Origin of the sequence: Herbaspirillum sp. CAH-3, from assembly GCF_009668275.1 — a bacterium.
GTDB lineage: Bacteria > Pseudomonadota > Gammaproteobacteria > Burkholderiales > Burkholderiaceae_D > Herbaspirillum > Herbaspirillum aquaticum.
In genome coordinates this window covers 235,943-260,668 of sequence record NZ_VSWE01000001.1, presented here as the reverse complement: position 1 = coordinate 260,668, position 24,726 = coordinate 235,943, and the positions used below count along the sequence as shown (strand labels likewise).

The window sequence follows — 24,726 nt, the reverse complement described above, 5'->3', positions numbered from 1 at the left end:
CCTTTTTTGTGTGCGCTTTTAGCCGCATTTACATGCTGTTACCGACAAGTCCTGCCCGGTAGGGAACAATCCGCCTTGCCAGACGCCGAATCCACGGAATTTTCATTAGAATGCGCTTTTGCAGCGCAAGATGGCCCCCAGGCGGGCCGCTGCGCTGGATGAACAGACAACAACCCTCCGGCATCAGCCACGACCACTCATCTGCATGGCAACCAAAAAAACAACCCCGTCCGATTACAGTGAATCATCGATCCGTGTCCTCAAGGGACTGGAGCCGGTCAAGCAGCGTCCGGGCATGTACACGCGCACCGAGAATCCGCTGCACATCCTCCAGGAAGTGATCGACAACGCCTCCGACGAAGCGCTGGGCGGCTACGGCAAGAGCATCATCGTCACCATCAACGCCGACGGCAGCGTCAGCGTCGAGGACGATGGCCGCGGCATCCCGGTCGGCCTGCACCCGGAAGAAAAGGTCCCGACCGTCGAGATCGTCTTCACCCGCCTGCATGCGGGCGGCAAGTTCGACAAGGGGTCGGGCGGCGCCTACGCCTTCTCCGGCGGCCTGCACGGCGTGGGCGTCTCGGTCACCAATGCGCTGGCCACGCGCCTGGAAATCACGGTCTGGCGCGAAGGCGGCGTGCACACGCTGGCCTTCTCGGGCGGCGACGTCATCGAGAAACTGAAGTCGCGCCCCGCCACCCGCGAGGACAAGAAGTCCGGCACCCGCGTGACCGTCTGGCCGGATGCCAAATACTTCGACTCGGCCACCATTCCGCTGGGCGAGCTGCAACGCCTGCTGCGCTCCAAGGCGGTGCTGCTGCCGGGCGTGAAGGTCACGCTGATCAACGCCAAAACCGGCGACACCCAGAACTGGCAGTACGATCAAGGCCTGCGCGGCTACCTGATGGAGCAGCTGGCCCAGACCGGCAGCGGCGAAACCTTGATCCCGCTGTTTGAAGGCGAACAGTTCGCCGGCAAGGATGCCGAAGGCTTCGCCGAGGGCGAAGGCGCCTCCTGGGTGGTGGCCTGGACCGAAGAAGGCGCCGTGGTGCACGAATCCTACGTCAACCTGATCCCCACCTCCAACGGCGGCACCCACGAATCGGGCCTGCGTGAAGGCCTGTTCTCGGCGGTGAAGAGTTTTGCGGAGATGCATTCGCTGCTGCCCAAGGGCGTCAAACTGCTGGCCGAAGACGTCTTTGCGCGCGTCTCCTTCGTGCTCTCCGCCAAGGTGCTGGACCCGCAATTCCAGGGCCAGATCAAGGAACGCCTGAACTCGCGCGATGCCGTGCGGCTGGTCGCCGGCTACTCGCGTCCGGCGCTGGAGCTGTGGCTGAACCAGCACGTGGAATACGGCAAGAAGCTGGCCGAGCTGGTCATCAAGCAGGCCCAGAGCCGCCTGCGCTCGGCGCAAAAGGTCGAAAAGAAGAAATCTTCAGGCGTGGCCGTGCTGCCGGGCAAGCTGACCGATTGCGAATCCTCGGATGTGACTCGCAATGAAATCTTCCTGGTCGAGGGTGACTCCGCCGGCGGCTCGGCCAAGATGGGCCGCGACAAGGAATTCCAGGCCATCCTGCCCTTGCGCGGCAAGGTCTTGAACGCCTGGGAAACCGAGCGCGACCGCCTCTTCGCCAACAATGAAATCCACGACATCGCCGTGGCCATCGGCGTCGATCCGCATGGCATCAACGACACGCCGGATCTGTCCGGCCTGCGCTACGGCAAGATCTGCATCCTGTCAGATGCGGACGTGGACGGTTCACACATCCAGGTGCTGCTCCTGACGCTGTTCTTCCGCCACTTCCCCAAGCTGATCGAGAACGGCCACATCTGCGTGGCGCGCCCGCCGCTGTATCGCGTGGATGCGCCGGCACGCGGCAAGAAGCCGGTGCAGAAGCTCTATGCGCTGGACGATGGCGAACTCGAAGCCATCGAAGACAAGCTGCGCAAGGATGGCTTGAAGGAAGGCGCCTGGAGCATCTCCCGCTTCAAGGGCTTGGGCGAGATGAACGCCGAGCAGCTGTGGGAAACCACCATGAACCCGGACACCCGCCGCCTGCTGCCGATCAGCTTCGGCGAGCCTGGCGTGCAGACTTCCGAAGAGCGTTTCAACATGCTCATGGGCAAGGGCGAAGCCGCTTCCCGCCGCGCCTGGATCGAAGAGCACGGCAACGAAGCCGAAGCGGACATCTGACATGCGCCGCGCCGCGTTCCTGCACACCAGCGCTGTCGCCGCCCTCCTGGGCGCGGCGGCGCTGCTCTGCGCCGGACCGGTACAGTCGCAGCAAGTGGTCCGGTACACCGATGCCGATGGTGTACAGCACATGCGGGTGGAAGCAGCGGACAGTGGCCGGGCCAGTACCGGTACGGCTGCCGCTGCAAAGAAGTCCAAGACCATTGTGTACCGGTACACCGATGCCGAGGGTGCGGTGCACTTCTATGCCCAGACCCTGGACGACCCGGACAAGCTCATGGCCAGCAGTGCATCGCTGCTCAATCATCCCGGCAGCAAGGAAGCGGTGACGCCGGCCGATCCGCCTTTCGTCAAGACCATGCTGGCCCATCGCGATGCCCGCAAGTACGACAGCCTGCTCACCGAAGCGGCCAGCGAATTCGGCCTGGATGCGGCGCTGCTCAAGGCCGTCATGACGGCCGAATCCGGCTTCAATGCCACGGCGGTGTCCAGCAAGGGTGCGGTGGGCCTGATGCAGATCCTGCCCGATACTGCCGAGCGTTACGGCCTGCAGGGCGATCGCCGCAAGACGCTGCACCAGAAGCTGACCGACCCGAAGATCAACATCCGCCTGGCCGCGCGCTACCTGCGCGACCTGATGGCAATGTTCCCGCAGCACGTGGAACTGGCCATTGCCTCCTACAACGCCGGGGAAGGCGCGGTGCAGAAGTATGGCAACAAGATCCCGCCCTATCCCGAGACCCAGGGCTATGTGCGGCTGGTGTCGCGTTTCTATGAACTGTACCGGCCTGCCGGCGCGGTGCGCCTGGCCGCGGGCGAGCGCGGCAATGCCAACGCCAGCGGCAATGCGCGCCTGAAAGTGACGCTGCCGCCGCGCGAGCCCGCCATCAACGATTAACCCTGTCATTACGAACACAACAAGACAAGCTCCATGACCGATCAACCGACCCTGTTTGACCAAGCCCCGGCTGCGCCCGATGGCGAATCGCTGACGCTGTCCACCTTCGCCGAGCGCGCCTATCTCGATTACGCGATCTCGGTGGTCAAGGGCCGCGCCCTGCCTGATGTCGCCGACGGCCAGAAACCGGTACAGCGCCGCATCCTCTACGCGATGAACGAACTGTCGCTGAACTCGGCGGCCAAGCCGCGCAAGTCCGCCGCCGTGGTCGGTGACGTGCTGGGCAAGCTGCACCCGCACGGCGACCAGTCGGTGTATGACGCGCTGGTGCGCATGGCGCAGGATTTTTCACTGCGCTATCCCCTCATCGACGGCCACGGCAACTTCGGTTCGCGCGATGGCGATGGCGCAGCGGCGATGCGCTACACCGAAGCACGCCTGACCCCCATCAGCAAATTGCTGCTCGATGAAATCGACATGGGCACGGTGGATTTCCAGCCCAACTATGATGGCTCCACCGAAGAGCCGCGCCTCTTGCCGGCGCGCCTGCCCTTCCTGCTCTTGAACGGTGCCTCCGGCATTGCCGTGGGCATGGCCACTGAAATCCCCTCGCACAACCTGACCGAGGTGGCCAAGGCGGCCGTGGCGATGATCCGCAATCCCAAGATCACGCACGCCGAGCTGATGGAATTGATCCCCGGCCCGGACTTCCCCGGTGGCGGCCAGATCATCACCCCGAAATCGACCATCGCCGAGATGTACCAGAGCGGCCGTGGCAGCCTGAAGGTGCGTGCGCGCTGGAAGATCGAAGACCTGGCGCGCGGCCAGTGGCAGGCGGTCATTACCGAACTGCCGCCGGGCGTTTCCTCGCAGCGCGTGCTGGAAGAAATCGAAGAGCTGACCAACCCCAAGCTGAAGCTGGGCAAGAAGTCGCTTACACCTGAACAGCAGGCGCAGAAGGCTGCCATCCTGGGCCTGCTCGATGCAGTGCGCGATGAGTCCGGCCGCGAAGCGCCGGTGCGCCTGGTGTTCGAGCCCAAGTCCAAGAACCAGGACCAGACCGAGTTCATGAACACGCTCCTGGCACAGACCTCGCTGGAGACCAGTGCCTCGCTGAACCTGGTGATGATCGGCGGCGATGGCCGTCCGCGCCAGAAGAATCTGACCGATATCCTCACCGAGTGGATCAGCTTCCGCTTCGACACGGTGACCCGCCGCACGCAGTTCCGCATGCAGAAGGTGGACGACCGCATCCACATCCTGGAAGGCCGGGAAGCGGTGCTGTTGAACATCGACAAGGTCATCAAGATCATCCGCGAATCGGACGAACCGAAGCCGGCCCTGATGGACGCCTTCAAGCTCTCCGACCGCCAGGCCGAAGACATCCTGGAAATCCGCCTGCGCCAGCTGGCGCGACTGGAAGCCATCAAGATCCAGCAGGAACTGGCCGAGCTGCGCAACGAGAAGACCACGCTGCAGGACCTGCTGGACAATCCTTCCTCGATGAAGCGTCTGGTCATCAAGGAAATCGAAGGCGACGCCAAGACCTACGGCGATGCCCGCCGCACCATCATCGAAGAAGCCGAGCGCGCCACCTTCGAGCAGAAGGTGATCGATGAACCGGTGACGGTGATCATTTCGCAGAAGGGCTGGGTGCGCGCGCGCACCGGCCATGGCCACGATGCGACGCAGTTCACCTTCAAGGCCGGTGACAGCCTGTATGGCGCGTTTGAATGCCGCACCGTGGACAACCTGCTGGCCTTCGGCTCCAACGGCCGGGTCTACACGATTGCGGTCAATGCGCTGCCCAATGCGCGCGGCGATGGTGTGCCTGTCACCACGCTGATCGAACTGGCCAGCGGCAGCAGCATCCAGCACTACTTTGCCGGTCCGGCCGATACCACGCTGTTGCTGGCCTCTGATGCGGCGGCTGGTTTCATCGCCAAGGCGTCCGACATGTTTGGCCGCGTCAAGGGCGGCAAGAGCTTCTTCACGCTCGATGAAGGTGCGCTGCCGCTGGCACCGACGCCGGTGGCCGCCGACGCCAGCGCCGTGGCCTGCGTCTCGGCCAATGGCCGCCTGCTGGTGTTTGGCCTGGACGAGATGAAGACCCTGTCTTCCGGTGGCCGTGGCGTAAACCTGATGGAGCTGGAAAAGAACGAAAAGCTGGTTGCCGCACAGGCCATCAGCCAGAAGGGTGTCGTGGTCCACGGCACCGGCAACATGAGCAAGCCCAAGGAGATCGCCTTGAGCGGCGAGAAGCTGCTGGCGCACGTGGGCAAGCGCGCACGCAAGGGCCGCGTGCTGGAGTCGCGCATCAAGGCGACGGGGTTGCGTTCGCAGGGTTGATGCCCGGTTTCTTTTTGCGGTGAAGTCGCCCCCTGTGCAGTTTGGCAGGGGGCGATTTTTTTGATGGCTTGCACAACTGATTGCTTCGTGGGCATGGGGTGGTCGAAGCAATTCGAATGCGGGGTGGAGTTTGGGGTGATGGCGTGGAAGAGCCAACGCCTGCTGGGGAGAATGCGCGCTCATTGTTGAAAGCGAGGAGTGCGCAAGATGAAAATCATCGGATGGATTCGTGAAGGCGACCGGGCCGCTTGCGGCGCAACGGTTATCGAGGGCGACCCTACCTGTCGCAGCCATGGGCGGGCTTATGCGTTCGTCGGTGCGCGAATGGCTTGCCCCAAAAATTGCGTCATTGCGCAAGGGTTCGTGCGCTCGACGCTGACCAATGGGCGTGCGCAGGTCATTCATGGCATGAAAACCAGTGGCGGCTGTCCATGCCTTTCCTCGCTTAACGACATCGATGGCGTAGGAAATAGCGACGGAGAAACTATCGCTGAACAATACTTCCGCAATGCCGATGGGCAGTGGACCGGTATCACCGCGCATTGCCCTCCCGACGAGCCCTACGACGAACAACTGCACATCGTCGCACCAACGATAGAAGGGGTTCCATACCACATCGAAACAACTGACGGTCGCAGATTCTCCGGCCGTATTGTGGCTAATGGACTACTTCCCCGAATCGATACTTATGATGAAGATGAATACACAGTTTTATGGGGAGACGATGCTCTGGCAAAGAGTCAAAGGAGCTCATCATGACAGAAAAAAAACTGGTGCAGCAGATAAAGGTACGCACCAACTCAATCAAGGATTCAGTGTGCAGGGTTGAGGCTCCTTCGGTAAGGTTCTCCGAACTATGGGCCTCTTATCCAGGGGGAAGTCCTTGCGATGGAAAAGAACAGGATGGGAAGCCAGCATTTAGCGATCAGTGTGCTATTCGCGTAGGTGTCGCTTTAAAGAAAGTCGGTGTGACGTTCAAATCCTATCCGAGCAAGGGGAAATGCTGGTTCAAAGGCCATACAGATCACTTGCTCCGAGCCAGAGAGCTTGCAGATTGGCTCAAACTCCAGCCGTTTGTAGGCTGTACCAAACCCATCGACATCAAAGGCACTGACTGGCAAGAGCGAATAAAGGAAAAGACGGGGATCGTCTATTTCGCGGATTACTGGCGTCGAACAAACCGTAACGGCACCGAAGAAAGTCAGCCCACCGGCGATCATATCGATCTCTGGAATGGCAACAGGTTGACGACAGGTAGCGGCAGCCTCAGGGCAAGGCTGACGACATTCAGCAGATTTACGCTAGGTTTCGACAACGGCCTGATTTATTCGGATCTGGGCAAGGCGACCCAAATTCTTTTTTGGGAGATCAAATGAGAAGCTGCTTTGCACCTCCATTACTTAGTATTGTGGGCATTGCATGCGGAGCTGCAGCGGGAGCGCTCAATACCGCCTTCATCACGAATTGCGGAGAAAGTTGCCCGGACGACCCGCTGCTGTGGGCGCTGGGGTGTTCCATCACATTTCCCGTTATCGGCCATCTCCTGCGCAAAAAGACGCGGCACACGGTCGCCAACACCATGTTGGTTGCTGCAGCACTGGCAGCCACCGTTCTGCTACCGGCCCTCTCGATGTATGCCTACGGCCTTCACGAGAAATATTGGAGACTGCATGGCAAGCAGGTTTACCCGGATATCGAATACAGCCTCATGGTGATTTCAGAGGAACCACTCCCCACACTGGGCATCGCCGAGGCTGAACGCTGTGTCATCAACAATGACCTGCGTTGTGGCGAAAACCCACAAGCAATTTCAGCCGTGTGCCAAAGCGGATTCGTATCGCTGCCACGAAGACATTGGTCCTCTTTCAAGCGACTCCCGAATGAAGATCTGCAAGGCCCCGCGCCTGCCAATGGCGACCGGAAATATTATTTAAATGATTTATGCCAGCAACAGGCAACATCAGTGAGTCAACCATGAACAAGATCAAGGCAGCGGTTTCTCACCACGAGCGTGAAATCGCCGAACTGCGCGCGAACCCTCTGCTGGCCATCGAGTACCTGAAGGCTGCTTTGGAGTCACTGGACAGTCCGGATGATCGCCCTGCCGCGTTGCTGGCACTGCGCGCCATCGGCGAAGCGTATGCCAATGGCGGCACCTGAAACCACTTCACCCAATCGCCACCGACACCCGATACACCAACACCCCCAGCAATCCAAACGCCCCCGCCAGAATGCAATAAGGTGCCCAGCGTTGCGCGCGTTGACCATAGCCGATCAGCAGCAGTGCAATGCTGATGAGCGGTATCCAGGTAGAGGGGCTGTTGAAGTCCATGATGATTGCTCCCGTTTGATTTCATCGCTATTCATGCGGGCACGGCAGCGTTGCGTGCCCTCCTCCATCACGCCATCTGGCTGATGGTCTTCCTGAACCGGCCCAGTGCAGCTACAAACAGGACCAGGCCAATTGCCAGGATAGCCAGCAGTTGCGGCCAGATCACTTCCAGGCCAGCGCCCCGGTACAGTATGGCTTGCCCTGCCGCTACAAAATGCGTCGTCGGGGCGGCCAGCATGATGTCCTGTACCGGTACAGGCATGCTCTCGCGCGGCGTGGAGCCTCCCGACAGCAGCTGTAGCGGCAACAGCACCAGTACGGTGAGCATCCCGAACTGCGGCATCGAGCGCGCCAAGGTCGCCATGAAAATGCCCATCGACGTAGTCGCAAACAGGTGCAGCACCGTCACCAGCATGAACAGCGTCAACGAGCCCTCGATGGGAACCTGCAAGGCCCCGCGCACGATCAGCAGCAGCGACATCAAGGCCGCCAGCGCCACGACCGAACCCATGGCCCACACCTTGGCCAGCATGATCTCGGCCGGACTCACCGGCATCACCAGCAGGTGTTCGATGGTGCCGTGCTCGCGCTCGCGAATGAGCGCCGCCCCCGTCAGGATGATGGAGAGCATGGTGACATTGTTGATGATCTCCATGAGCGAGCCGAACCAGGACTGCTCCAGGTTGGGATTGAAGCGCATGCGCAAGGCCAGCCCCACCGGCGTACTGCCGGTGGCCTCGCTACGCTGGACGAATTGCGTGACCTCGTTGCTGACCATCTGCTGGATGTAGCTGTTGCCGGTGAAGGCCTGGCTCATGCGCGTGGCATCCACATTCAGCTGCACCGCCGGCGCGCGCCCGGCCAGCACGTCGCGCTGGAAATCCGCGGGGATGTCCAATACGAAGGTGTAGTCCCCCGCATCCAGCCCGGCATCGGCCTGGCGCGCCGTCACCAGCCGGGCCACCTTGAAATGCGGCGGATAGAACAAGGACGCAATGCGCGCCGACAGCGGCGAGCCATCGTTGTCGACGATGGCAATGGCGGCATTGTGCAGGCTCTCCGGCATGGCCGTGGCAGCCACGTAGATGGAGAGCGTGAAGGTATAGGCGATCAGGACCAGCATGGCCGGATCGCGCAGCAGGCTCCACAGCTCCTTGATGCCGAGGCGGAAAATGTTGGACAGGCTGGCAGGCGCGCGCTGCATCTCATTGCTCCTGCTTCTTCAACAGCCACACCGACAAACCCAGGATCACCGGTGCGGCCAGCACCAGCGGCCAGAACGAGGCCCCCAGGTCGCCTACCGACAGTGCCTTGCTGAACACGCCACGGCTGATGGTGAGGAAATGCGTGGCCGGATAGACCTGCCCGATCAGCGCCCCCATGCCTTCGAGCGAAGAGACCGGATTCAAGAGCCCGGCGAACTGCACGCAGGGAATGATGGTGCCGATCATGGTCACGAACAGGGCGGCAATCTGGCTGCGCGTAAAGGTCGAGGCCAGCAGGCCAAAGCCGGTCGAGCAGATGATGAACACCAGCGCCGCCAGCGTCAGCGTGGCCAGACTGCCCTTGACCGGCACCCCGAACACGGTCACTGCCAGCAGCGTCAACATGGCGAAATTGAGCATGCCCAGCACCAGGTAAGGCAGCTGCTTGCCCAGCAGGAATTCGGTGCGCGTGACCGGCGTGACGTAGAGATTGAGGATGGAGCCAAGTTCCTTCTCGCGCACCACCGACAGCGCCGTCAGCATGGCCGGGATCATCATCAGCAACAGCGGAATGATGGCCGGCACCATGGCCGGGAGGCTCTTCACGTCCGGGTTGTAGCGATAGCGCGTCTCGATGGTGGCCGGCTGCGCCAGTCGCTGGCCGAGCCGGTGCGTGGCCATGTCGGCCAGCCACAGTTGATGCATGCCCTGCACATAGCCGCGCACGGTCTCGGCACGCGTGGGCATGGCGCCATCGACCCATGCCCCCACTTCCACCGGCTTGCCGCGCGCGATGTCGCGGGCGAAGCCGGGCGGGATTTCGATGGCCAGCGAAATCTCGCCGCTGCGCATGCGCCGGTCCAGGTCCTGGTAATCGCGGATGGGCGGCTGCTCGATGAAGTAGCGCGAGCCCGAGAGGTTGAGCGCATAGTTCTGGCTCAGGCCGGTCTGGTCGCGGTCGAGTACCGCGTAGCTGAGGTTTTCGACATCGAGGTTGATGCCATAGCCGATGATGAACATCAGGATCACCGTGCCCAGCAAGGCCAAGGTGGCGCGCACCGGATCGCGCCGCAGTTCCAGGCTTTCGCGCTGGCTGTAGCTGAGCGCACGGCCCAGGCTGGTGCGCAGGCGACTGGCACCAGCAGGAGCGTGGTCCGGGGCCGATGTGACTTTTACTTCCGGCGCAGGCGTCGTTGCGCCCTTCCCCGCCGCCTCTTCCAGGTAGGCAATGAAGGCGAGTTCCAGGCTCGCCGCCCCGCGCTGGCGGATCAGCTCCTCCGGCGTGGCGCTGACCAGTACGCGGCCGGCGTGCATGAGCGAGATGCGGTCGCAGCGCTGGGCCTCGTTCATGAAATGGGTGGAGATGAAAATGGTCACCTGGTCGCGCCGCGCCAGGTCGATCATCAATTGCCAGAACAGGTCGCGCGCAATCGGGTCCACGCCCGAGGTCGGTTCATCCAGGATCAAGAGCTCCGGCTTGTGCACCATCGCCACGGCCAGCGAGAGTCGCTGACGGATACCCAGCGGCAGGCTCTCGGGCAGGCTGTCCATCACCTCCAGCAGGCCGAAGCGCTGCGCCATCTCTTCGGTGCGGGCGGCAATCTGGTCGTGCGGCACGCGATAGAGCCGTGCATGCAGCACCAGGTTCTGGCGTACGCTCAGTTCGCCATAGAGCGAAAAGGCCTGCGACATGTAGCCCACCCGCGCACGCGTGGCCATGTCGCGCGGATCGACGGCCTGGCCGAACAGCCAGGCCTGGCCTTCGCTGGCGGGCAGCAGGCCGGTCAGCATCTTCATGGTGGTGGATTTGCCGCAGCCGTTGGAGCCCAGGAATCCGAAGATCTCGCCACGCCGGATGCGGAAGTCCACATGATCCACCGCCACGAAATCGCCGAAGCGCATGGTCAGGCCGCGCGCTTCGATGGCGATGTCCGCTTGCCGCGCCGGGTCCAGCGGAGTCACCCGCACGGGCTGGTGGCCGCGCCGTTTGTCCGGTGGCAGCAAGGCGATGAAGGCCTCTTCCAGTGCGGCCGTGCCGGTACGCGCATGCAGCTCGGCTGGCGTGCCGGTGGCCAGGACCTGGCCGTCATCCATGGCCACCAGGAAATCGAAGCGGTCCGCTTCTTCCATGTAGGCCGTGGCCACGATGACGCTCATGCCGGGCCGCTGCTGGCGTATGTGCGCGATCAGGTCCCAGAACTGCGCACGCGAAAGCGGATCGACGCCGGTCGTCGGCTCGTCCAGGATCAGCAGGTCAGGATCGTGGATCAGCGAACAGCACAATCCCAGCTTCTGCTTCATGCCGCCGGAGAGCTTGCCGGCCGGGCGCGCCAGGAAAGGCGCGAGGCCGGTACCGGCGGTGAGCGTGTCGATGCGCTGGCGGCGCTCCTGCGCGGACTGGCCGAACAGGCGTCCAAAGAATTGCAGGTTCTCTTCCACCGACAGCGTCGGATACAGGTTCTTGCCCAACCCCTGTGGCATGTAGGCGATGCGCGGGCAGACCGCTTCACGATGCCCGGTGCGGCGCATGTCGCCGCCAAGCACCTCCACGTCGCCGTCCTGCAGGGCGCGTGCACCGGCCACCAGCGACAGCAGACTGGATTTGCCCACGCCATCCGGCCCGATCAGGCCGACCATGCAACCGGCCGGAATCTCCAGCGAGATCGCCTGCAGGGCCGGCTTCTGGCCATAGCGCAGTGATACGCCCGACAGGCGCGCCACCAGGCTTGGGCCATGGGTCCCTGTCATTGCGGGACCTTCACCGCCAGCGTGGCGGGCCAGTCACGCGCATTGTCGGTGCGCACCCAGGCCACGCCGGGCAAGCCGGTCTTGACCAGGGTCAGGTGCTGGCGCAGCAGCGCCGGATCGATCTGCGCCTTGACGCGAAACATCAGCTTCTGCCGCTCGCTGGCGGTCTCCACTGTCTTGGGGGTGAACTGGGCGGTACTGGCCACGAATGAAATCCGCGCCGGGATCACGTATTGCGGGGCGGCGTCCAGCACGATGCGTGCTTCGCTGCCCAGCGCTAGCTTGCCGGCCACGGTCTCGGGAACGAAGAAGGTCATGTAGACATCGCTCAAGTCCACCAGGTTGAGCAGCTTGCCGCCACCGCCCAGCACTTCGCCCGGCTGCGCGATGCGGTATTGCACGCGCCCGGCGCGCGGCGCGACGAGGGTGCTGTCGTCGATGTCGACCTTGATGCGCTGGACCGTGGCCACGGCTGCGGTCACCGTGGCGCGTGCGCCGCTGACCTGGGTGCGGGCCGCTGCCACGGCGGCCTGGGCGGCGGTCACCTGTGCCTTGGCGGCGGTGACGGCCGCCTCCATGCCCAGCACGCGAGCTCGGTCATCGTCCACTTCCTGCAGCGAAGAGGCGCCCTCCTTGACCAGTACCTCCGAGCGCGCCAGCCGACGCCGTGCCGCATCCAGCTCGCTGGCGCGCTGCGCGGCCAGCGCCAGTGCGGCCTGATGATCGCTCTCGCGCACGGCCACCTGGGCCTCGGCACTGGCCACGGCCGAGACCGATTGCTGCTGGCGTGCCTGGGCTTCGTCGCGCTGTGCCTCCAACGAGAGCACCTGCATGCGGGCCAGCGGCTGGCCGGCGCTGACGAAGTCGCCCTCATTGACGAGGATGGCATCGACCCGGCCGCCCAGCTTGGTGGCCACGTCCACCTCGGTGGCTTCGATGCGGCCGTTGCCGCTGGCCAGTCCCTCGCCGGGGCCGCTGTGATGCAGGCGCAGCCAGGCATAGGCCGCACCGCCGGCGAGGATCACGGCCAGCGCAGCGGCCAGCAAAGGTTTCTTGGCGTGAGGGAGCGTCATGGTCGAGGTCCGGAAGAAAGGGGGAAGGCCGTGGGCGCATTGCTGTCGCCACCCAGCGCGGCATACAGCGCCACCGACGAGGACAGCAGCGCACGCCGGATCTGCACCCGCTGCTGGCGTGCGCTCAGCAGGTCGCGCTGGGCATCGAGCACGTCGAGGAAAGGCGCAGCGCCGTTGTCATAGCGCAGCGTGGACAGGCGCGCCCGCTCGGTCTGGACTTGCACCGCCGTCTCGGCGATGGCCAGTTGGCGAGTGAGCCACTGGCGCGCGGCCAGCGCATCGGCGACGTCGCGGAAGGCAGACTGGATGGCTTTTTCATAATTGGCCACGGCCAGGTCGCGCCGTACTTCGGCCAGGTCCAGGTTGTTGCGCAGGCGGCCGGCCGTGAAGATCGGCAGCGACACGCTGGGCGAGAAACTCCAGGCATGGCTGCCATCGCGGAACAATCCACTCAGTTCAGCGCTGGCCGTGCCGAGGTTGCCGGTGAGCGAAATGCTGGGAAAGAAGGCCGCACGTGCGGCACCGATGTTGGCGTTGGCCGCTTGCAGGCGGTGTTCGGCGGCGGCCACGTCGGGGCGGCGCGTGAGCAGCAGCGAGGGCGTACCCGGTGGCAGCTCCGGGAACACCGCATCCAGTGCCGGCCGGGCCTGGCCGACTGGCAGTTCCACGGTTGAACCTGCCAGCAGCGTGAGGGCATTCAAACGCTGCGCGCGTTGCTGCTCCAGTTGTGCACCCAAGGCCTGCGCTTGCGTGAGCAGGGTTTCGATCTGGGTCAGGTTCAGGCGCGAGGTGGCCCCAACCTCGACCCGGCGCGCAAAGATGCGGTAGCTCTCCTGGCGGCTGGCGATGGTGTCGCGGGTGATGGCCAGGCGTTCGTCGATCTCGGCCAGCTCCAGCCAGGCATCGGCCACCTGGGCCACCAGGCTCAGGGCCGCAGCCCGGCGCGTGGCTTCGCTGGCCAGCGCAGTATGCAGCGCGGCGTCATCCAGGCTGCGCAGGCGACCCCACAGGTCCAGCTCCCAGCTGCTCAGCCCCACACCGGCTTGATAGGCGCTGCCCACCAGCGGACGGCCGGTCAGGTTGAGGTCGGCGGGGGTACGCGAGCGGTCCAGGCCTGCCTGGGCGCCAATGGCAGGAAACAGGTCGGCACGCTGGATCCCGTAGAGCGCCCTCGCCTCTTCTACCCGCAAGGCCGCCGCGCGCAGGTCGCGATTGTTGGCCAGGGCCTGGGCGATGATGGCTTGCAGTTGCGGATCGCGGAACCAGGCTTGCCAGCCGAGTGCCGGCACGGCTTCACCCGCGTCATCGGCCTGCTGCGGATAGCGCGCCGCCACCGGCGCGGCAGGCCGCTGGTAGTCCGGCGCCATGGACTGGCAGGCCGCCAGCAGCAGCGGCAAGGCAGCCAGCAAGGGGCGGATTCGCAGAGAGGGCTCGCACATCGTTTATCTCGGCTCGGGCGGGAAATGTGGTAACGCAATGCTTCGTCTTGTGTGTCCACATTATGAAGAGGCCTGCTGAAAACCCGATTGATGTACGTCAGGTTACTGACTGATGAGTCGGTAATTTATGAAGGATGTGACGGGGATAGGCCGGGGGGGTGGCCGTTTGCGGGGGGATGTGCGAAAAGTGCGAGAAGCGCGTGGGGCGACGCGGCCTTACTGCGGCACGCCCACCTGATCCACGTAATGCTGCGCCTCGGCGACGACGGCAGTGAACAGGGTCCGCAGCTCGGGCAGGCTGGCCACGGCGCTTTGGGGTGGTTCGGCACGGGACTGTACCTCGACGGCCTTGAGCATCTCAGTCAGTACGCCGGCACCGACCAGGGCCGTGGTGCTCTTGAGGCTGTGGGCTTCGCGTTTGACCTGGACCGCATCGTCCTGCTGGATGGCTGCATCCAGCCGCGCGAAGGTGGCCGGTGCGCTCTTGAGGAAGGTGCCGAACATGTGCCGGCAGGCGGCAACATCCCCGCCCATGGCATCGAGCAAGGGTTCGGGGTTGATATGCTGGTAATGGTGGTCGTTCACGCGTTTCTCCCTGTGGCCGACGCAATATACGCAAGATATTGCTCCTGTGCCAATTTCTTTTGAGCAGCTGGTCCGGCGATGCCGGGTCGTGAGCGGTGACTGAACTGCGGTGCAGAGTGTGTAACGTAACCAAGCAGGTAAGCGGCGTCAATCACAACCATGTCAATGGACGCAAAAAAACCGCCCGGTGAAACGGGCGGTGATGGTGAGGCGGCTGCCTTAAATGGCTGCCGCCCGGTGCCAGGTCGGTGATCAGGCGGCGCGTTCCAGACGCTGCACGTTGCTGTCCTCGACGGCACCGATTTCGATCTTGCGCGGCTTCAGTGCTTCGGGGATTTCACGGACCAGCTCGATGTTGAGCAGGCCGTTTTCCAGGTTGGCACCGACCACCTTGATGTGGTTGGCCAGCTGGAAGCGCTGTTCGAAGTCACGGGCGGCGATGCCACGGTGCAGGAAGTTGACCTGCTTGTCTTCCTTCTGCTTGCGGCCGGTGATCTTGAGGGTCTCGTTTTCGGTCTCGATGTCGATTTCGCTGCGGGCGAAACCGGCTACGGCCATGGTGATCCGGTACTTGCCTTCGGCCACCAGTTCAATGTTGTACGGGGGATAGCTGGGCTGATCAGCGCGCTGGGCGTTGTCGAACATCTGGGCCAGGCGATCGAAGCCGATAGCGGTACGGTACAGGGGGGAGAGATCAAAAGTACGCATAAAAATATCCTTTCAGTTAAGCGATGTTTTCGTCGCAGACCTCAACGTCGAGCATCTGCTGGTACCGATCTAGGGATGGGGATTTTGGTTTTCAAGGGATTTTTTTCGAAAAAAATCGAGCGGCCAGGTCGCCCGTTTTTCCTTCAGGAAAAGCCCCGTCAACCTCTTGAAATTTGCCGATCCAGCTCCACGGCAACACGCTCGCGCTCGTTGCGCACCGCCTGCGCGCCCGCTGCCAAACCCTCCATGGCCGTAAAGCGCAGGTCATGCAGCCCGATGGTCGCCAGCGCCACCTTCAGGTAGGGCGTGAGGAAATCCGGCTGTCGTGCAAACGCGCCGGTGAAGCGCCCGCCGGACACCACCGCCACATGGACCGGCCGGTCGCGCAGCAGACCGGCCTTGCCGTCCGGCGTGATAGCAAAGGTGCGGCGCACCCGCACCACGTGATCGATCCAGGCCTTCAGCACCGACGGGACGGTGTAGTTGTGCATGGGTGTGCCGATCACCACCTGGTCGGCCTGCTCCAGCTCGTCGATGAGACGATCCGACAGGGTCAGCGTGCCCTGCCCCGCATCGCTGCCGTCCAAGGCAACCGGGGAGCCCAGGGCATCGGCATAGGCCGCATCGACATGCGCAATCCCGCTGGCATAGAGGTCGCGCAGGATGACCTCCGCCTGTGCATGCTGTGCGGCCAGGCGCTCGACGATCTGGCGCGACAGCCACCAGGTATTGGAAGCCGCCTGGCGCGGCGAGGCCAGCAGATGCAGGATCTTCATGCGGCACCTCCGATGGCCTTGCCGAAGCGCAGTGCGCCGGTCAGCATGCCCTGGCGGAAATAGAAGCGCTGTGCCAGCGCATTGGCCATGCCGGTATCGAGCACCAGGCGCACGCAACCGGCCTGGGCCGCCACATCCTCCAGCGCAGAGAGCAGCCGTTCGCCCCAGCGCTTGCCGCGCTCAGTACTGGCGGACACCAGGTCATCGACATAGAGGAAGGGACCATAGACCAGGTTCTCCTGGAAGCGGTAACCGGCCAGGGCAACTACCTTTCCTTGCTCCCAGGCGGCCAGGATGCGGTAGCCCTGAGAGGCGGCACGGCCGATGCGCGCAAGGAATTCGTCGCTGTCGCGCAGGTGCGGACGCAGTTCGTGCATCACCGCAAAACAGGCCAGCTGGTCGGAGACGATATCGGCGTGGCGCAGGGCGACGTCGGTGAGGCGCCAATCGGGCGCAGGAGTGATCTCGGAAAATGGGTCCATGGTAGGAGCATCGATGCCATCAGAGTGGAAGGAGCTTCATCCTAATGAGCCGATGGCATAATCGGGAGATCCAAGAAATGACATTTTGACTGGTCCATGATGTCCCATCCTCCCTCATCCTTGTTCCGCCTCGACAGCAGCACCGGCGAAGCTTACTACCGCCAGATCTACACCCGCCTGCGCAGCGCCGTGGCTGACGGCCTGCTGCAGCCGGGGGATCGCATCCCCTCGGCGCGGGCGCTGGCCGCTGAACTGGGACTGGCACGGGGCACGGTGGAGGCCGCCTACTCGCTGCTGGCCGCCGAAGGCTACGTGGAGGCGCGCGGACAAGCCGGGACGGTCATTGCCGCCGGGGTCCGCCCGGCCGTGCAGGCAGCGGCCAGCAAGGCAACAGCGTCGCGCCCGCGGACCGTCGCTGTACCGGCGCGTCATCCTCTGCTGCCGGAAGAGGGACAGGACGAAGCAAAAGGCCCGCGCCCCTTCCAGATGGGCATCCCGGCGCTGGACGCCTTTCCGCGCAAGATCTGGGCACGCCTGGCCGCACGGGCGGTGCGGGCTACGCAAGCCGCCGACATGCTCTATCCCTCCCCGGCCGGACTGATGGCGCTGCGCACGGAGATTGCGCGCTACCTGCAACTGTCACGCGGTATCGATTGCCGGGCCGAACAGGTCTTCGTCACCTCGGGCTATCGCGACAGCCTCAACCTGATCACGCGCACCCTGCTCCATCCGGGCGACAAGATCTGGGTGGAAGACCCCGGCTATGCACCAAGCGCCGCGCTGCTGCGCGAGGCCGGCATGCAGCTGGCTGGCATACCGGTGGACGCCGAGGGCATGCAGGTCGAGTACGGACTGCGCCACGCGGCCCGCGCACGCGCCGCCGTGGTCACCCCGGCGCACCAGAGCCCGACTTGCGTGGCCCTGTCGCTGCCGCGCCGCCTGGCCTTGCTGGAATGGGCAGCGCGTGAGCAGGCCTGGATCGTGGAAGATGACTATGACGGCGAATACCGTTACGTCAGCCGCCCCTTGCCCGCACTCAAGAGCCTGGACCGCGAGGATCGCGTCCTCTATGCCGGCACCTTCAGCAAGGTGCTGTTCCCGGCCATCCGCCTGGCCTACCTGGTGGTGCCGCGATCGCAGGTGGAGCGCTTCAGGCGCAGTGCGCAACTCTTCTCCGGAGCCGCGCCGGCCCTGACGCAGCATATCGTCGCCGATTTCATGGCCGAGGGACATTTTGCCCGCCACATCCAGCGCATGCGGCGCCTCTATGCCCAGCGCCGCACCATGGCCATCGCCGGCCTGGAAGGCGTGTTGCATTCCCATGTCCGAATCGATTCGCCGCCCGGCGGCATGCATCTGTTATTGCGCCTGCAGGGCCGCCGCTCGGACCGGCTGCTGGCCGAAAAGATGCGCCAGCACGGCATGTTCAGCCGCGCCCTGTCGGAGTGCCTGCTGGCACCGCGCGCCGGTGTGGCGCCAATGATCATGCTCAGCTTCACCAACATCGACAGCCGCCGCCGCGCCGCCGAGCTGGCACGGCGCATCCTGCCCCTGCTGGCGCCGGCCTGACATGGACCAGTTCAAACATCATTGCTGGCATTGATCGACTGGTCCATGCAGGGTCATGATGCATTCATGATGGAGTAAAGCGCCGCGCCTCAGGACGACTTCAACGCCGCCACCAGCGTGCGCAGCGCGGTCTGCAAGCGCGGCTCCTTGAGCCGTGCATGCAGTCTTACCTGTGCCAGTGGCAGCTTGGGCAAGCCCAAGCGCTCGCCCACCTCCACCGCACCAGGCGGGGCGCTGCGGTGGAGCAGCGCCGACACCGCCAGGCCCGCACTGACCGCTGCCCCCACGGCAAGGATGCCGCCACCGACGAAGACCTCCACCCACGGTATGCCTGCCGCATCGAGCCGCCGCAAGGACAGCTCGCGGATGCGGCAGGCCGAGGAAAACGTCGCTACCCGCAAGGCCGGACCGGCCCAGCATTGCGCATCCGGATGGGCAAACCAGCCGATGCGTTCTTCCATGACCAGTTTGCCGCCCTTGTCCTGCGGTTCGCGCCGCACGATGACGGCATCGAGCTCGCCGCGCTCATAGGCCGGCATCAGGTCATGCGAAGAACCCACGCGCACCTCCACCACCACGCCGGGATCAACCGCATGCACCTGCGCCAGCGCACGCGGCAAGGTGGCACCGGCCACATGGTCGCTGATGCCGACCGAAAAACGGACCGGTCCCTGGTCCAGCTGTTCCAGCGCGCGGTCATGCGCCGCCAGCAGGCTGCGCGCGGCCGGCAGGAACTGCTGCCCCTCGGCCGACAGGCGCACCTGGCGCGGCGTGCGTTCCAGCAGACGACGGCCCAGGCGCTGCTCCAGCTTCTTGAGCTTGAAACTGATGGCCGATTGCGTGCTGTCCAGCGCCTCGGCCGCACGGGTGAAGCTTTGCAGATCGGCGGCCAGGACGAAAGCCTGGACGGCGTCCAGATCCAGCGGTTTATCCATGATGCAGGGCCCTCGCGGTGCAGATTCAATGATGACGAATTTCAATCATTGAAATCATCAATCAGTGGTTTTTCAAATGATTGCTCCAGCATAGCATGCAAGGCATGGAGAGCAAGCGCTCCGCCATTTTCAACAACCCGCAAGGAGAACATCATGCCCCTGGTCCGCATTTCCGTATTGCGCGGCAAGTCCCGCAGCGATCGCCGCGCCATCGCCGACAACATCTACGAAGCCCTGCGCGAGAGTTTCAATGTGCCCGAGGAAGACCGCTTCATGGTCATTACCGAACACGATCCGGAAGACCTGGTCTTCAGCCGCAGCTACATGGGCATGGCGCGTACGGATGATTTCGTGCTGATCCAGCTGACGGTCAGCAATACCCGTAGCCAGGCGCAGAAGAACGCGCTCTACGCCTCCATCGTGGCGCGCCTGCAGCAGGACCCGGGCATCGCGCCGGATGACGTGATGATCAGCCTGGTCGAGGGCGACAAGGGCAACTGGTCATTCGGGCGCGGACTGGCGCAGTACGTGATGTAGCGCCACCGGGCTCAGCGCCTGCAGGCCGCGCTGCGGCCTGCTAGGATGTCGCTCATCGTCATCACTGCGCGGCTGCCGCGCCTCCTCCATGCCCCCTGCGACATCCTGCCTGAGGCAGCCCCTGCGACCTCTCGCCCGTGGCCTGGCAGTCCTGCTGCTGGCCGCCGGACTGACTGCCTGCTCTTCCTCCAGCAAGTACTACGATCCCAACAAGAGCAATCGCACCGAGACGGGGTTTCGCAACAACTACCCGCAACCCGAACGCGGCTCCTTCTGGAAATGGCAGTGGGAACGCCTGACCCAGGGCCTGCCCAAGCCGCCCGGGAACAATTACCAGTTCCCGGTCGTCAAGCCCGACCTGGCCTGGCTCAAGGCCAACCACGGCAGTCCCAGCGTGACCTGGATCGGCCATGCCACGGCGCTGGTGCAACTGGGCGGCAAGAACGTGCTGACCGATCCGATGTTCTCGCAGCGGGCCTCGCCCTTCTCCTTCATCGGGCCGTCCCGCAAGGTGCCGCTGCCGGTACAGATCAGCGAGCTGCCGCACGTCGACGTGGTGGTGATCTCGCACAACCACTACGACCACCTGGACCAGGCGAGCGTGGAGCAACTGAATCTTCAGGCGGGCGGGCCGCCGCTGTTCCTGGTGCCGCTGGGGGTGCGTGAGTGGTTCCTGGCGTTGGGCATCACCAACGTGAAGGAAATGGACTGGTGGGACAAGACCGTGCTGGACAACCTGGACATCTACTTCGTCCCGGCCACGCACTGGTCGGCGCGTGGCGTGTTCGACCGTTCAGAGACCTTGTGGGGTGGCTGGGTGATCCAGGCGGCGCAGCAAGCGGGTGGCGAGCCCTTCTCCGTCTATTTTGCGGGCGATACGGGTTATTCGAAGGACTTCCGCGACATCGGCGAACGCTTCGGACGATTCGACCTGGCGCTCATCCCCATCGGGGCCTACGCGCCACGCTGGTTCATGCAGAACCAGCACGTGGACCCGGCCCAGGCCGTCCTGATCCATGAGGACGTGCGGGCCAAGCGTTCGGTAGCCATCCACTGGGGGACCTTCGAACTGGCCGACGACCCGCTCGACGAACCGCCCAAGGAACTGGCCAAGGCCCTGCGTGAGGCGGGGTTGCCGCAGGAGCAGTTTGTTGCGCTCAAGCATGGGGAGACTTTGAAGCTCAGCGACTAGCCCAAAATTTTCTGAAAAACCTCATTAAAATCGAGCGACGTTACTAGCCTTGTTATATGTTCGGGATATGCTCCGCGTTCACCTAAAGACTGAGAAGAATGTGTGTCAATCAGGATCAGACGATATGAGAGATAGATCAGCGTTCTCTGTAGAAAGCGGAGAACCGATAGTTCCGGGAAATTCATTGCCCAAACAATCTTCGCTCCACCGAAAAGCAGACTGTCGGGAGTGGAGTAACGTCGAAGGTTACATTCCAGTGACGCCACGAGACGCCGAATTTCTGCTGGAGTTGCTCAATAGCGAGTCAGAGCCGAATGAGAAGATGATTCGCGCGGCAAATCGTCACCGGCCTTGATATAAAAAAAGCTGGACCTGATTACAGGTCCAGCTTTCATTTTGTGTGGCGGGGACAACGTCGTTATCCACCATTCCCTCGCCAATCAATCCACGATGAACAACTTCGCCCCCACCGCCGTCGACGACCGGTGCGGCTCAGCCCCGTCAGCCACCTGGTAGCTCATGCCCGGCTTGAGGACAAAAGTGCGGCCATCCTCCAGCTCGGTATGCAGCTCCCCTTCCAGGCAGAGCAGCACATGCCCTTTCACGCACCAGTGGTCGGCCAGGTAACCGGGCGTGTACTCGACCATGCGCACGCGCAGGTCGCCGAACTGGCAGGTACGCCACCACGCAGTACCGGTCACGCCGGCATGCTCGGTGGCGGGGACCTGGCTCCAGTCGGTGGTGCCGAAGGGCAGATTGGCGATCTTCATCCGTGAACCGACCGGCCCAGCTTACAGCTTGGAAGCGATCAGCTTGCCCAGGCGCTCCACACCGGCGCGGATCTGCTCCGGCGGCACCGTCACGAAGGACAGGCGCAGCGTGTTCTTCTGCGCCACGTTGGCGTAGAACGGTGCGCCGGGGACGAAGGCGACCTTCTCCTGTTCCACCGCTTCGTTCAGCAGCGCGCTGGCATCCAGGTGCTCGGGCAGGGTCACCCAGATGAACATGCCGCCTTCCGGCTTGCTCCAGCTGCAGCTGGCCGGGAAGTATTGTTGCAGCGCGTCCAGCATGGCCTGGCACTGGTCGCCATAGAGCTTGCGGATGGTCGGCACGTGCTGGTCCAGGAAGCCGTCCTTGATGGCTTCGTACACCACCATCTGGGTCAGCTGCGCAGTGTGCAGGTCGGTGGCTTGCTTGGCTTGCTCCATCTTCAGGATCAGCGGGCGCGGTGCCACCACGTAGCCCAGGCGGATGCCGGGGGTCAGCACCTTGGAGAAGGAACCCATGTAGATCACGCCCGACGGATTCATCGACAGCATCTTGGGCAGCGGCGCATTCTGGTAGCTCAGGGCACCGTAGGGATCATCTTCGATCAGCGGCAGGCCCAGGCGGGCACAGGTTTCCACCAGCTTGAAACGGCGCTCGGTGGGCAGGGTGCGGCCGGTCGGGTTCTGGAAATTGGGCAGCGAATACAGCATGCGCGCGCCACCGGCGATGGCTTCGATGGTCTCGGGTTGCAGGCCGAATTCATCGCTGGGCACCGACTCGAACTTGGCGCCATACAGCGAGAAGGCCTGCAGTGCGCCCAGGTAGCTGGGAGTCTCGACCAGCACCTTGCTGCCTTCGTCGATCATCACCTTGCCCAGCAGGTCCAGGCCTTGCTGGGAACCGGAAACCATCAGCACCTGTTCGGCGGTGATCTGGGCGCCATTGGTGGAGAGCGATGCGGCGATCCATTCACGCAGCGGCAGGTAGCCATCGGTGGGGCCGTATTGCAGGGCCATCTTGCCTTGCTGGCTCAGCACGCGGTCGAAGGCAGCCTTCATGTGCTCGACCGGGAAGGTCAGCGGCGACGGCAGGCCACCGGCGAAGGAGGTGATGTCGGGACGCATCGTCACCTTGAGAATTTCGCGGATGGCCGAGCTCTTCATGGCTTCGGCGCGCTGGGAGAACTGCCACTGCAGCGGTGCGGGATTTTCGAGTTTCATACGGGTCGTTCAGTCTGTGTTCGGTGTGTAAGGTCGTGCGGCCGGGCGGCTACTGTGGCCGCCCCGGCCCTGTCATGCAAGGCGATCAGGCGATCTCGGCGATCATTTCGATTTCGACGCAAGCGCCCATGGGCAGCTGCGCCACGCCGAAGGCCGAACGGGCGTGCTTGCCGGCGTCGCCGAAGACTTCGCCGATCAGCTCGGAGGCGCCATTGGTCACCAGGTGGTGCTCGGTGAATTCGCCGGTGGAATTGACCAGGCTCATCAGCTTGACGATGCGCTTGACGCGGGTCAGGTCACCGCCACAGGCCGCCTGCAGGGTGGCGATCAGGTCCACCGCCACGGCGCGTGCGGCCAGTTTGGCGTCGTCGGTGCCGATGTCGCGTCCCAGCTGGCCGACCCATACCTTGCCATCCTTCTTGGCCAGGTGGCCGGAGAGGAAGACGGTATTGCCGGTTTGTGCATACATCACATAGGCTGCTGCCGGGGTGGCCACGGCGGGCAGTTCGATGTTCAATGCTTTCAGCTTTTCATAGACGGACATGCGGTACTCCCTGTTGGACAGCGCCCGCTTGCGGCCAAAAGGCAGTTGGCTCGCGCGTTGCGCGTTGACAAAATGTGAAAAAACAAGTGTTCGATTATCTCAAAAAACTGCCGCTTTAGCCCGTACCAGCTGAACTATTTCGGCTCGCAAACCCGGTCAGAGCTGCGTCAGCGGCTTCCTGCCCCCCTGGCTGCGCGGCCTTCAGCGGCGCACCGCCATGCGCCGGCCGATGGCCACCACCACGATCACGGCCAGGGCAAAGAGCATGTTGCTCGCATCCAGCGCTTCGTGGGCGATCACCGCCGCGCCCAGCAGGCTCATGAAAGGTTGCAACAATTGCACCTGCCCCACACGGGCGATACCGCCCAGGGCCAGGCCCTTGTACCAGAAGAAAAAGCCGATGAACATCGAGAACAGCGATACGTAGGCAAAGGCCAGCCAGGCCGGCGACGAAGCGCTCACGCCGTACTGCCAGCCCAGCCACACCGACACCGGCAGCATCACCGGCAAGGCCACCACCAGCGCCCAGGCAATCACGTTCTGGCCGCCCATGGTCTGCGCCAGGCGCCCGCCTTCGGCATAGCCCATGGCGGCGGTGACCACGGCGGCAAACAGGGCGAAATCAGCCAGATGGAAACTGCCGCCCCCTTCGCGCAGGGCAAAGGCGATCACGATGCCGGAGCCCGCCAGCGCGGCCAGCCAGAAACCCTTCGAAGGCCGCTCACCGAAGCGCAGCGCGCCAAACAGGGCCGTGGCCAGCGGCAGGAGGCCGACCACCACGGCACCATGGGCGGCCGGGACGTAACGCATGGCAATCGAAGAAAACAGCGGGAAACCCACCACCACGCCCAAGGCGGTGATGATGAGGCCGCGCAATTGCTGCCGGGTCGGACGCGGGGCCTTGATCCAGGCCAGCAGCACGAGGGCGCAGACGCCTGCCACAACCGCACGGCCGAAGGCGACGAAGGCCGGGTTGAGCTCGGCCACCGCAATGCGCGTGAAGGGCAGCGTGAGGCTGAAGATGGCCACGCCGATCAGGCCCAGCCACATGCCGCGGCTCTCGTGGCGGGCCGTAGCGGTACCGGGCGCTGCTGCGGGATGACTGGTCTTGCTGCTGGCTTGCATGAAGGTCCCCTGGGTTCAAAACGCCTTATTGATATTGATATAAATGA

The 24,726-nt window shown here is 63.7% G+C and carries 23 protein-coding genes and 1 pseudogene; 10 read left to right on the top strand and 14 right to left on the bottom strand.

The window, feature by feature from the left end:
* Positions 1-205 precede the first annotated feature (205 nt).
* The 7 genes and pseudogenes from FYB76_RS01240 to FYB76_RS01210 form a co-directional block, all read left to right on the top strand.
* Positions 206-2,194 carry a DNA topoisomerase IV subunit B gene (locus FYB76_RS01240; RefSeq protein WP_154132416.1) on the top strand — a complete coding sequence of 663 codons (1,989 nt, stop codon included), beginning with the start codon at positions 206-208 and terminating at the stop codon, positions 2,192-2,194.
* A 1-nt stretch (position 2,195) separates the two neighbouring features.
* Positions 2,196-3,092: a lytic transglycosylase domain-containing protein gene (locus FYB76_RS01235; RefSeq protein ID WP_154132415.1), complete on the top strand. Its 897-nt coding sequence runs from the start codon at positions 2,196-2,198 to the stop codon at positions 3,090-3,092.
* Positions 3,093-3,125: 33 nt separating this feature from the next.
* The gene (gene parC, locus FYB76_RS01230; RefSeq protein WP_154132414.1) at positions 3,126-5,441 is read left to right on the top strand and encodes a DNA topoisomerase IV subunit A; all 2,316 of its coding nucleotides are present in this window, start codon (positions 3,126-3,128) and stop codon (positions 5,439-5,441) included.
* A 207-nt stretch (positions 5,442-5,648) separates the two neighbouring features.
* Positions 5,649-6,200 carry a PAAR domain-containing protein gene (locus tag FYB76_RS01225; RefSeq protein ID WP_154132413.1) on the top strand — a complete coding sequence of 184 codons (552 nt, stop codon included), beginning with the start codon at positions 5,649-5,651 and terminating at the stop codon, positions 6,198-6,200.
* Positions 6,197-6,817, top strand: coding sequence for a T6SS effector amidase Tae4 family protein (locus FYB76_RS01220; RefSeq protein WP_195724546.1), 621 nt, complete (start codon positions 6,197-6,199; stop codon positions 6,815-6,817). The genes FYB76_RS01225 and FYB76_RS01220 overlap by 4 nt, the downstream gene beginning before the upstream one ends.
* On the top strand, positions 6,814-7,419 hold the full coding sequence (locus FYB76_RS01215; RefSeq protein WP_154132411.1) for a hypothetical protein: 606 nt from the start codon (positions 6,814-6,816) through the stop codon (positions 7,417-7,419). Before FYB76_RS01220 ends, FYB76_RS01215 begins: the two co-directional genes overlap by 4 nt.
* Positions 7,416-7,595 (top strand): annotated as a pseudogene (locus FYB76_RS01210) (transcriptional regulator); the annotation flags it as partial. The gene FYB76_RS01215 and the pseudogene FYB76_RS01210, both read left to right, overlap by 4 nt.
* Positions 7,596-7,608: 13 nt before the next feature.
* Here the strand turns inward: FYB76_RS01210 and FYB76_RS01205 are convergent.
* From FYB76_RS01205 to FYB76_RS01165, 9 genes are all read right to left on the bottom strand, one after another.
* Positions 7,609-7,773, bottom strand: coding sequence for a hypothetical protein (locus FYB76_RS01205; protein WP_154132410.1), 165 nt, complete (start codon positions 7,771-7,773; stop codon positions 7,609-7,611).
* A gap of 67 nt (positions 7,774-7,840) precedes the next feature.
* Positions 7,841-8,977 carry an ABC transporter permease gene (locus tag FYB76_RS01200; RefSeq protein ID WP_154132409.1) on the bottom strand — a complete coding sequence of 379 codons (1,137 nt, stop codon included), beginning with the start codon at positions 8,975-8,977 and terminating at the stop codon, positions 7,841-7,843.
* 1 nt (position 8,978) lies between these two features.
* Positions 8,979-11,726 (bottom strand): ribosome-associated ATPase/putative transporter RbbA, encoded by a 2,748-nt coding sequence (gene rbbA / locus FYB76_RS01195; protein ID WP_154132408.1) that lies wholly within the window; start codon positions 11,724-11,726, stop codon positions 8,979-8,981.
* Positions 11,723-12,799 (bottom strand): HlyD family secretion protein, encoded by a 1,077-nt coding sequence (locus tag FYB76_RS01190; protein WP_154132407.1) that lies wholly within the window; start codon positions 12,797-12,799, stop codon positions 11,723-11,725. The genes rbbA and FYB76_RS01190 overlap by 4 nt, the downstream gene beginning before the upstream one ends.
* Complete coding sequence (locus tag FYB76_RS01185; RefSeq protein WP_154132406.1) at positions 12,796-14,238, bottom strand: efflux transporter outer membrane subunit; 1,443 nt, start codon at positions 14,236-14,238, stop codon at positions 12,796-12,798. Before FYB76_RS01185 ends, FYB76_RS01190 begins: the two co-directional genes overlap by 4 nt.
* 216 nt (positions 14,239-14,454) lie before the next feature.
* The gene (locus FYB76_RS01180; RefSeq protein ID WP_370516281.1) at positions 14,455-14,823 is read right to left on the bottom strand and encodes an Hpt domain-containing protein; all 369 of its coding nucleotides are present in this window, start codon (positions 14,821-14,823) and stop codon (positions 14,455-14,457) included.
* A 252-nt stretch (positions 14,824-15,075) separates the two neighbouring features.
* Positions 15,076-15,531 carry an Hsp20 family protein gene (locus FYB76_RS01175; protein WP_154132405.1) on the bottom strand — a complete coding sequence of 152 codons (456 nt, stop codon included), beginning with the start codon at positions 15,529-15,531 and terminating at the stop codon, positions 15,076-15,078.
* Between the two features lie 158 nt (positions 15,532-15,689).
* Complete coding sequence (locus tag FYB76_RS01170; protein WP_154132404.1) at positions 15,690-16,307, bottom strand: FMN-dependent NADH-azoreductase; 618 nt, start codon at positions 16,305-16,307, stop codon at positions 15,690-15,692.
* On the bottom strand, positions 16,304-16,789 hold the full coding sequence (locus FYB76_RS01165) for a GNAT family N-acetyltransferase (protein WP_088754225.1): 486 nt from the start codon (positions 16,787-16,789) through the stop codon (positions 16,304-16,306). The genes FYB76_RS01170 and FYB76_RS01165 overlap by 4 nt, the downstream gene beginning before the upstream one ends.
* Positions 16,790-16,885: 96 nt before the next feature.
* On the opposite strand from FYB76_RS01165, the gene FYB76_RS01160 reads away from it, so the two are divergent.
* A complete protein-coding gene (locus tag FYB76_RS01160) occupies positions 16,886-18,358 on the top strand; it encodes a PLP-dependent aminotransferase family protein (RefSeq protein ID WP_154132403.1) in 1,473 nt (490 codons plus the stop codon).
* A gap of 89 nt (positions 18,359-18,447) precedes the next feature.
* Here the strand turns inward: FYB76_RS01160 and FYB76_RS01155 are convergent, their stop codons facing one another.
* On the bottom strand, positions 18,448-19,293 hold the full coding sequence (locus FYB76_RS01155) for a LysR family transcriptional regulator (protein WP_154132402.1): 846 nt from the start codon (positions 19,291-19,293) through the stop codon (positions 18,448-18,450).
* A gap of 153 nt (positions 19,294-19,446) precedes the next feature.
* Here FYB76_RS01155 and FYB76_RS01150 point away from each other — a divergent pair, with 153 nt between their 5' ends.
* Together FYB76_RS01150 and FYB76_RS01145 are read left to right on the top strand one after the other, a co-directional pair.
* The gene (locus tag FYB76_RS01150; protein WP_088754222.1) at positions 19,447-19,830 is read left to right on the top strand and encodes a tautomerase family protein; all 384 of its coding nucleotides are present in this window, start codon (positions 19,447-19,449) and stop codon (positions 19,828-19,830) included.
* A gap of 88 nt (positions 19,831-19,918) precedes the next feature.
* A complete protein-coding gene (locus tag FYB76_RS01145; protein ID WP_154132401.1) occupies positions 19,919-21,022 on the top strand; it encodes an MBL fold metallo-hydrolase in 1,104 nt (367 codons plus the stop codon).
* A 440-nt stretch (positions 21,023-21,462) separates the two neighbouring features.
* Here the strand turns inward: FYB76_RS01145 and FYB76_RS01140 are convergent, their stop codons facing one another.
* The 4 genes from FYB76_RS01140 to FYB76_RS01125 all read right to left on the bottom strand — a co-directional run bounded on the left by FYB76_RS01140 (position 21,463) and on the right by FYB76_RS01125 (position 24,679).
* A complete protein-coding gene (locus tag FYB76_RS01140) occupies positions 21,463-21,792 on the bottom strand; it encodes a DHCW motif cupin fold protein (protein WP_088754220.1) in 330 nt (109 codons plus the stop codon).
* Positions 21,793-21,813: 21 nt separating this feature from the next.
* Entirely contained in the window at positions 21,814-23,010 is a 1,197-nt protein-coding gene (locus FYB76_RS01135) for a PLP-dependent aminotransferase family protein (protein WP_088754219.1), read from the bottom strand.
* 85 nt (positions 23,011-23,095) lie between these two features.
* Positions 23,096-23,554 carry a RidA family protein gene (locus tag FYB76_RS01130; protein ID WP_039786637.1) on the bottom strand — a complete coding sequence of 153 codons (459 nt, stop codon included), beginning with the start codon at positions 23,552-23,554 and terminating at the stop codon, positions 23,096-23,098.
* A 201-nt stretch (positions 23,555-23,755) separates the two neighbouring features.
* The gene (locus FYB76_RS01125; protein WP_088754218.1) at positions 23,756-24,679 is read right to left on the bottom strand and encodes a DMT family transporter; all 924 of its coding nucleotides are present in this window, start codon (positions 24,677-24,679) and stop codon (positions 23,756-23,758) included.
* Positions 24,680-24,726: the final 47 nt, after the last annotated feature.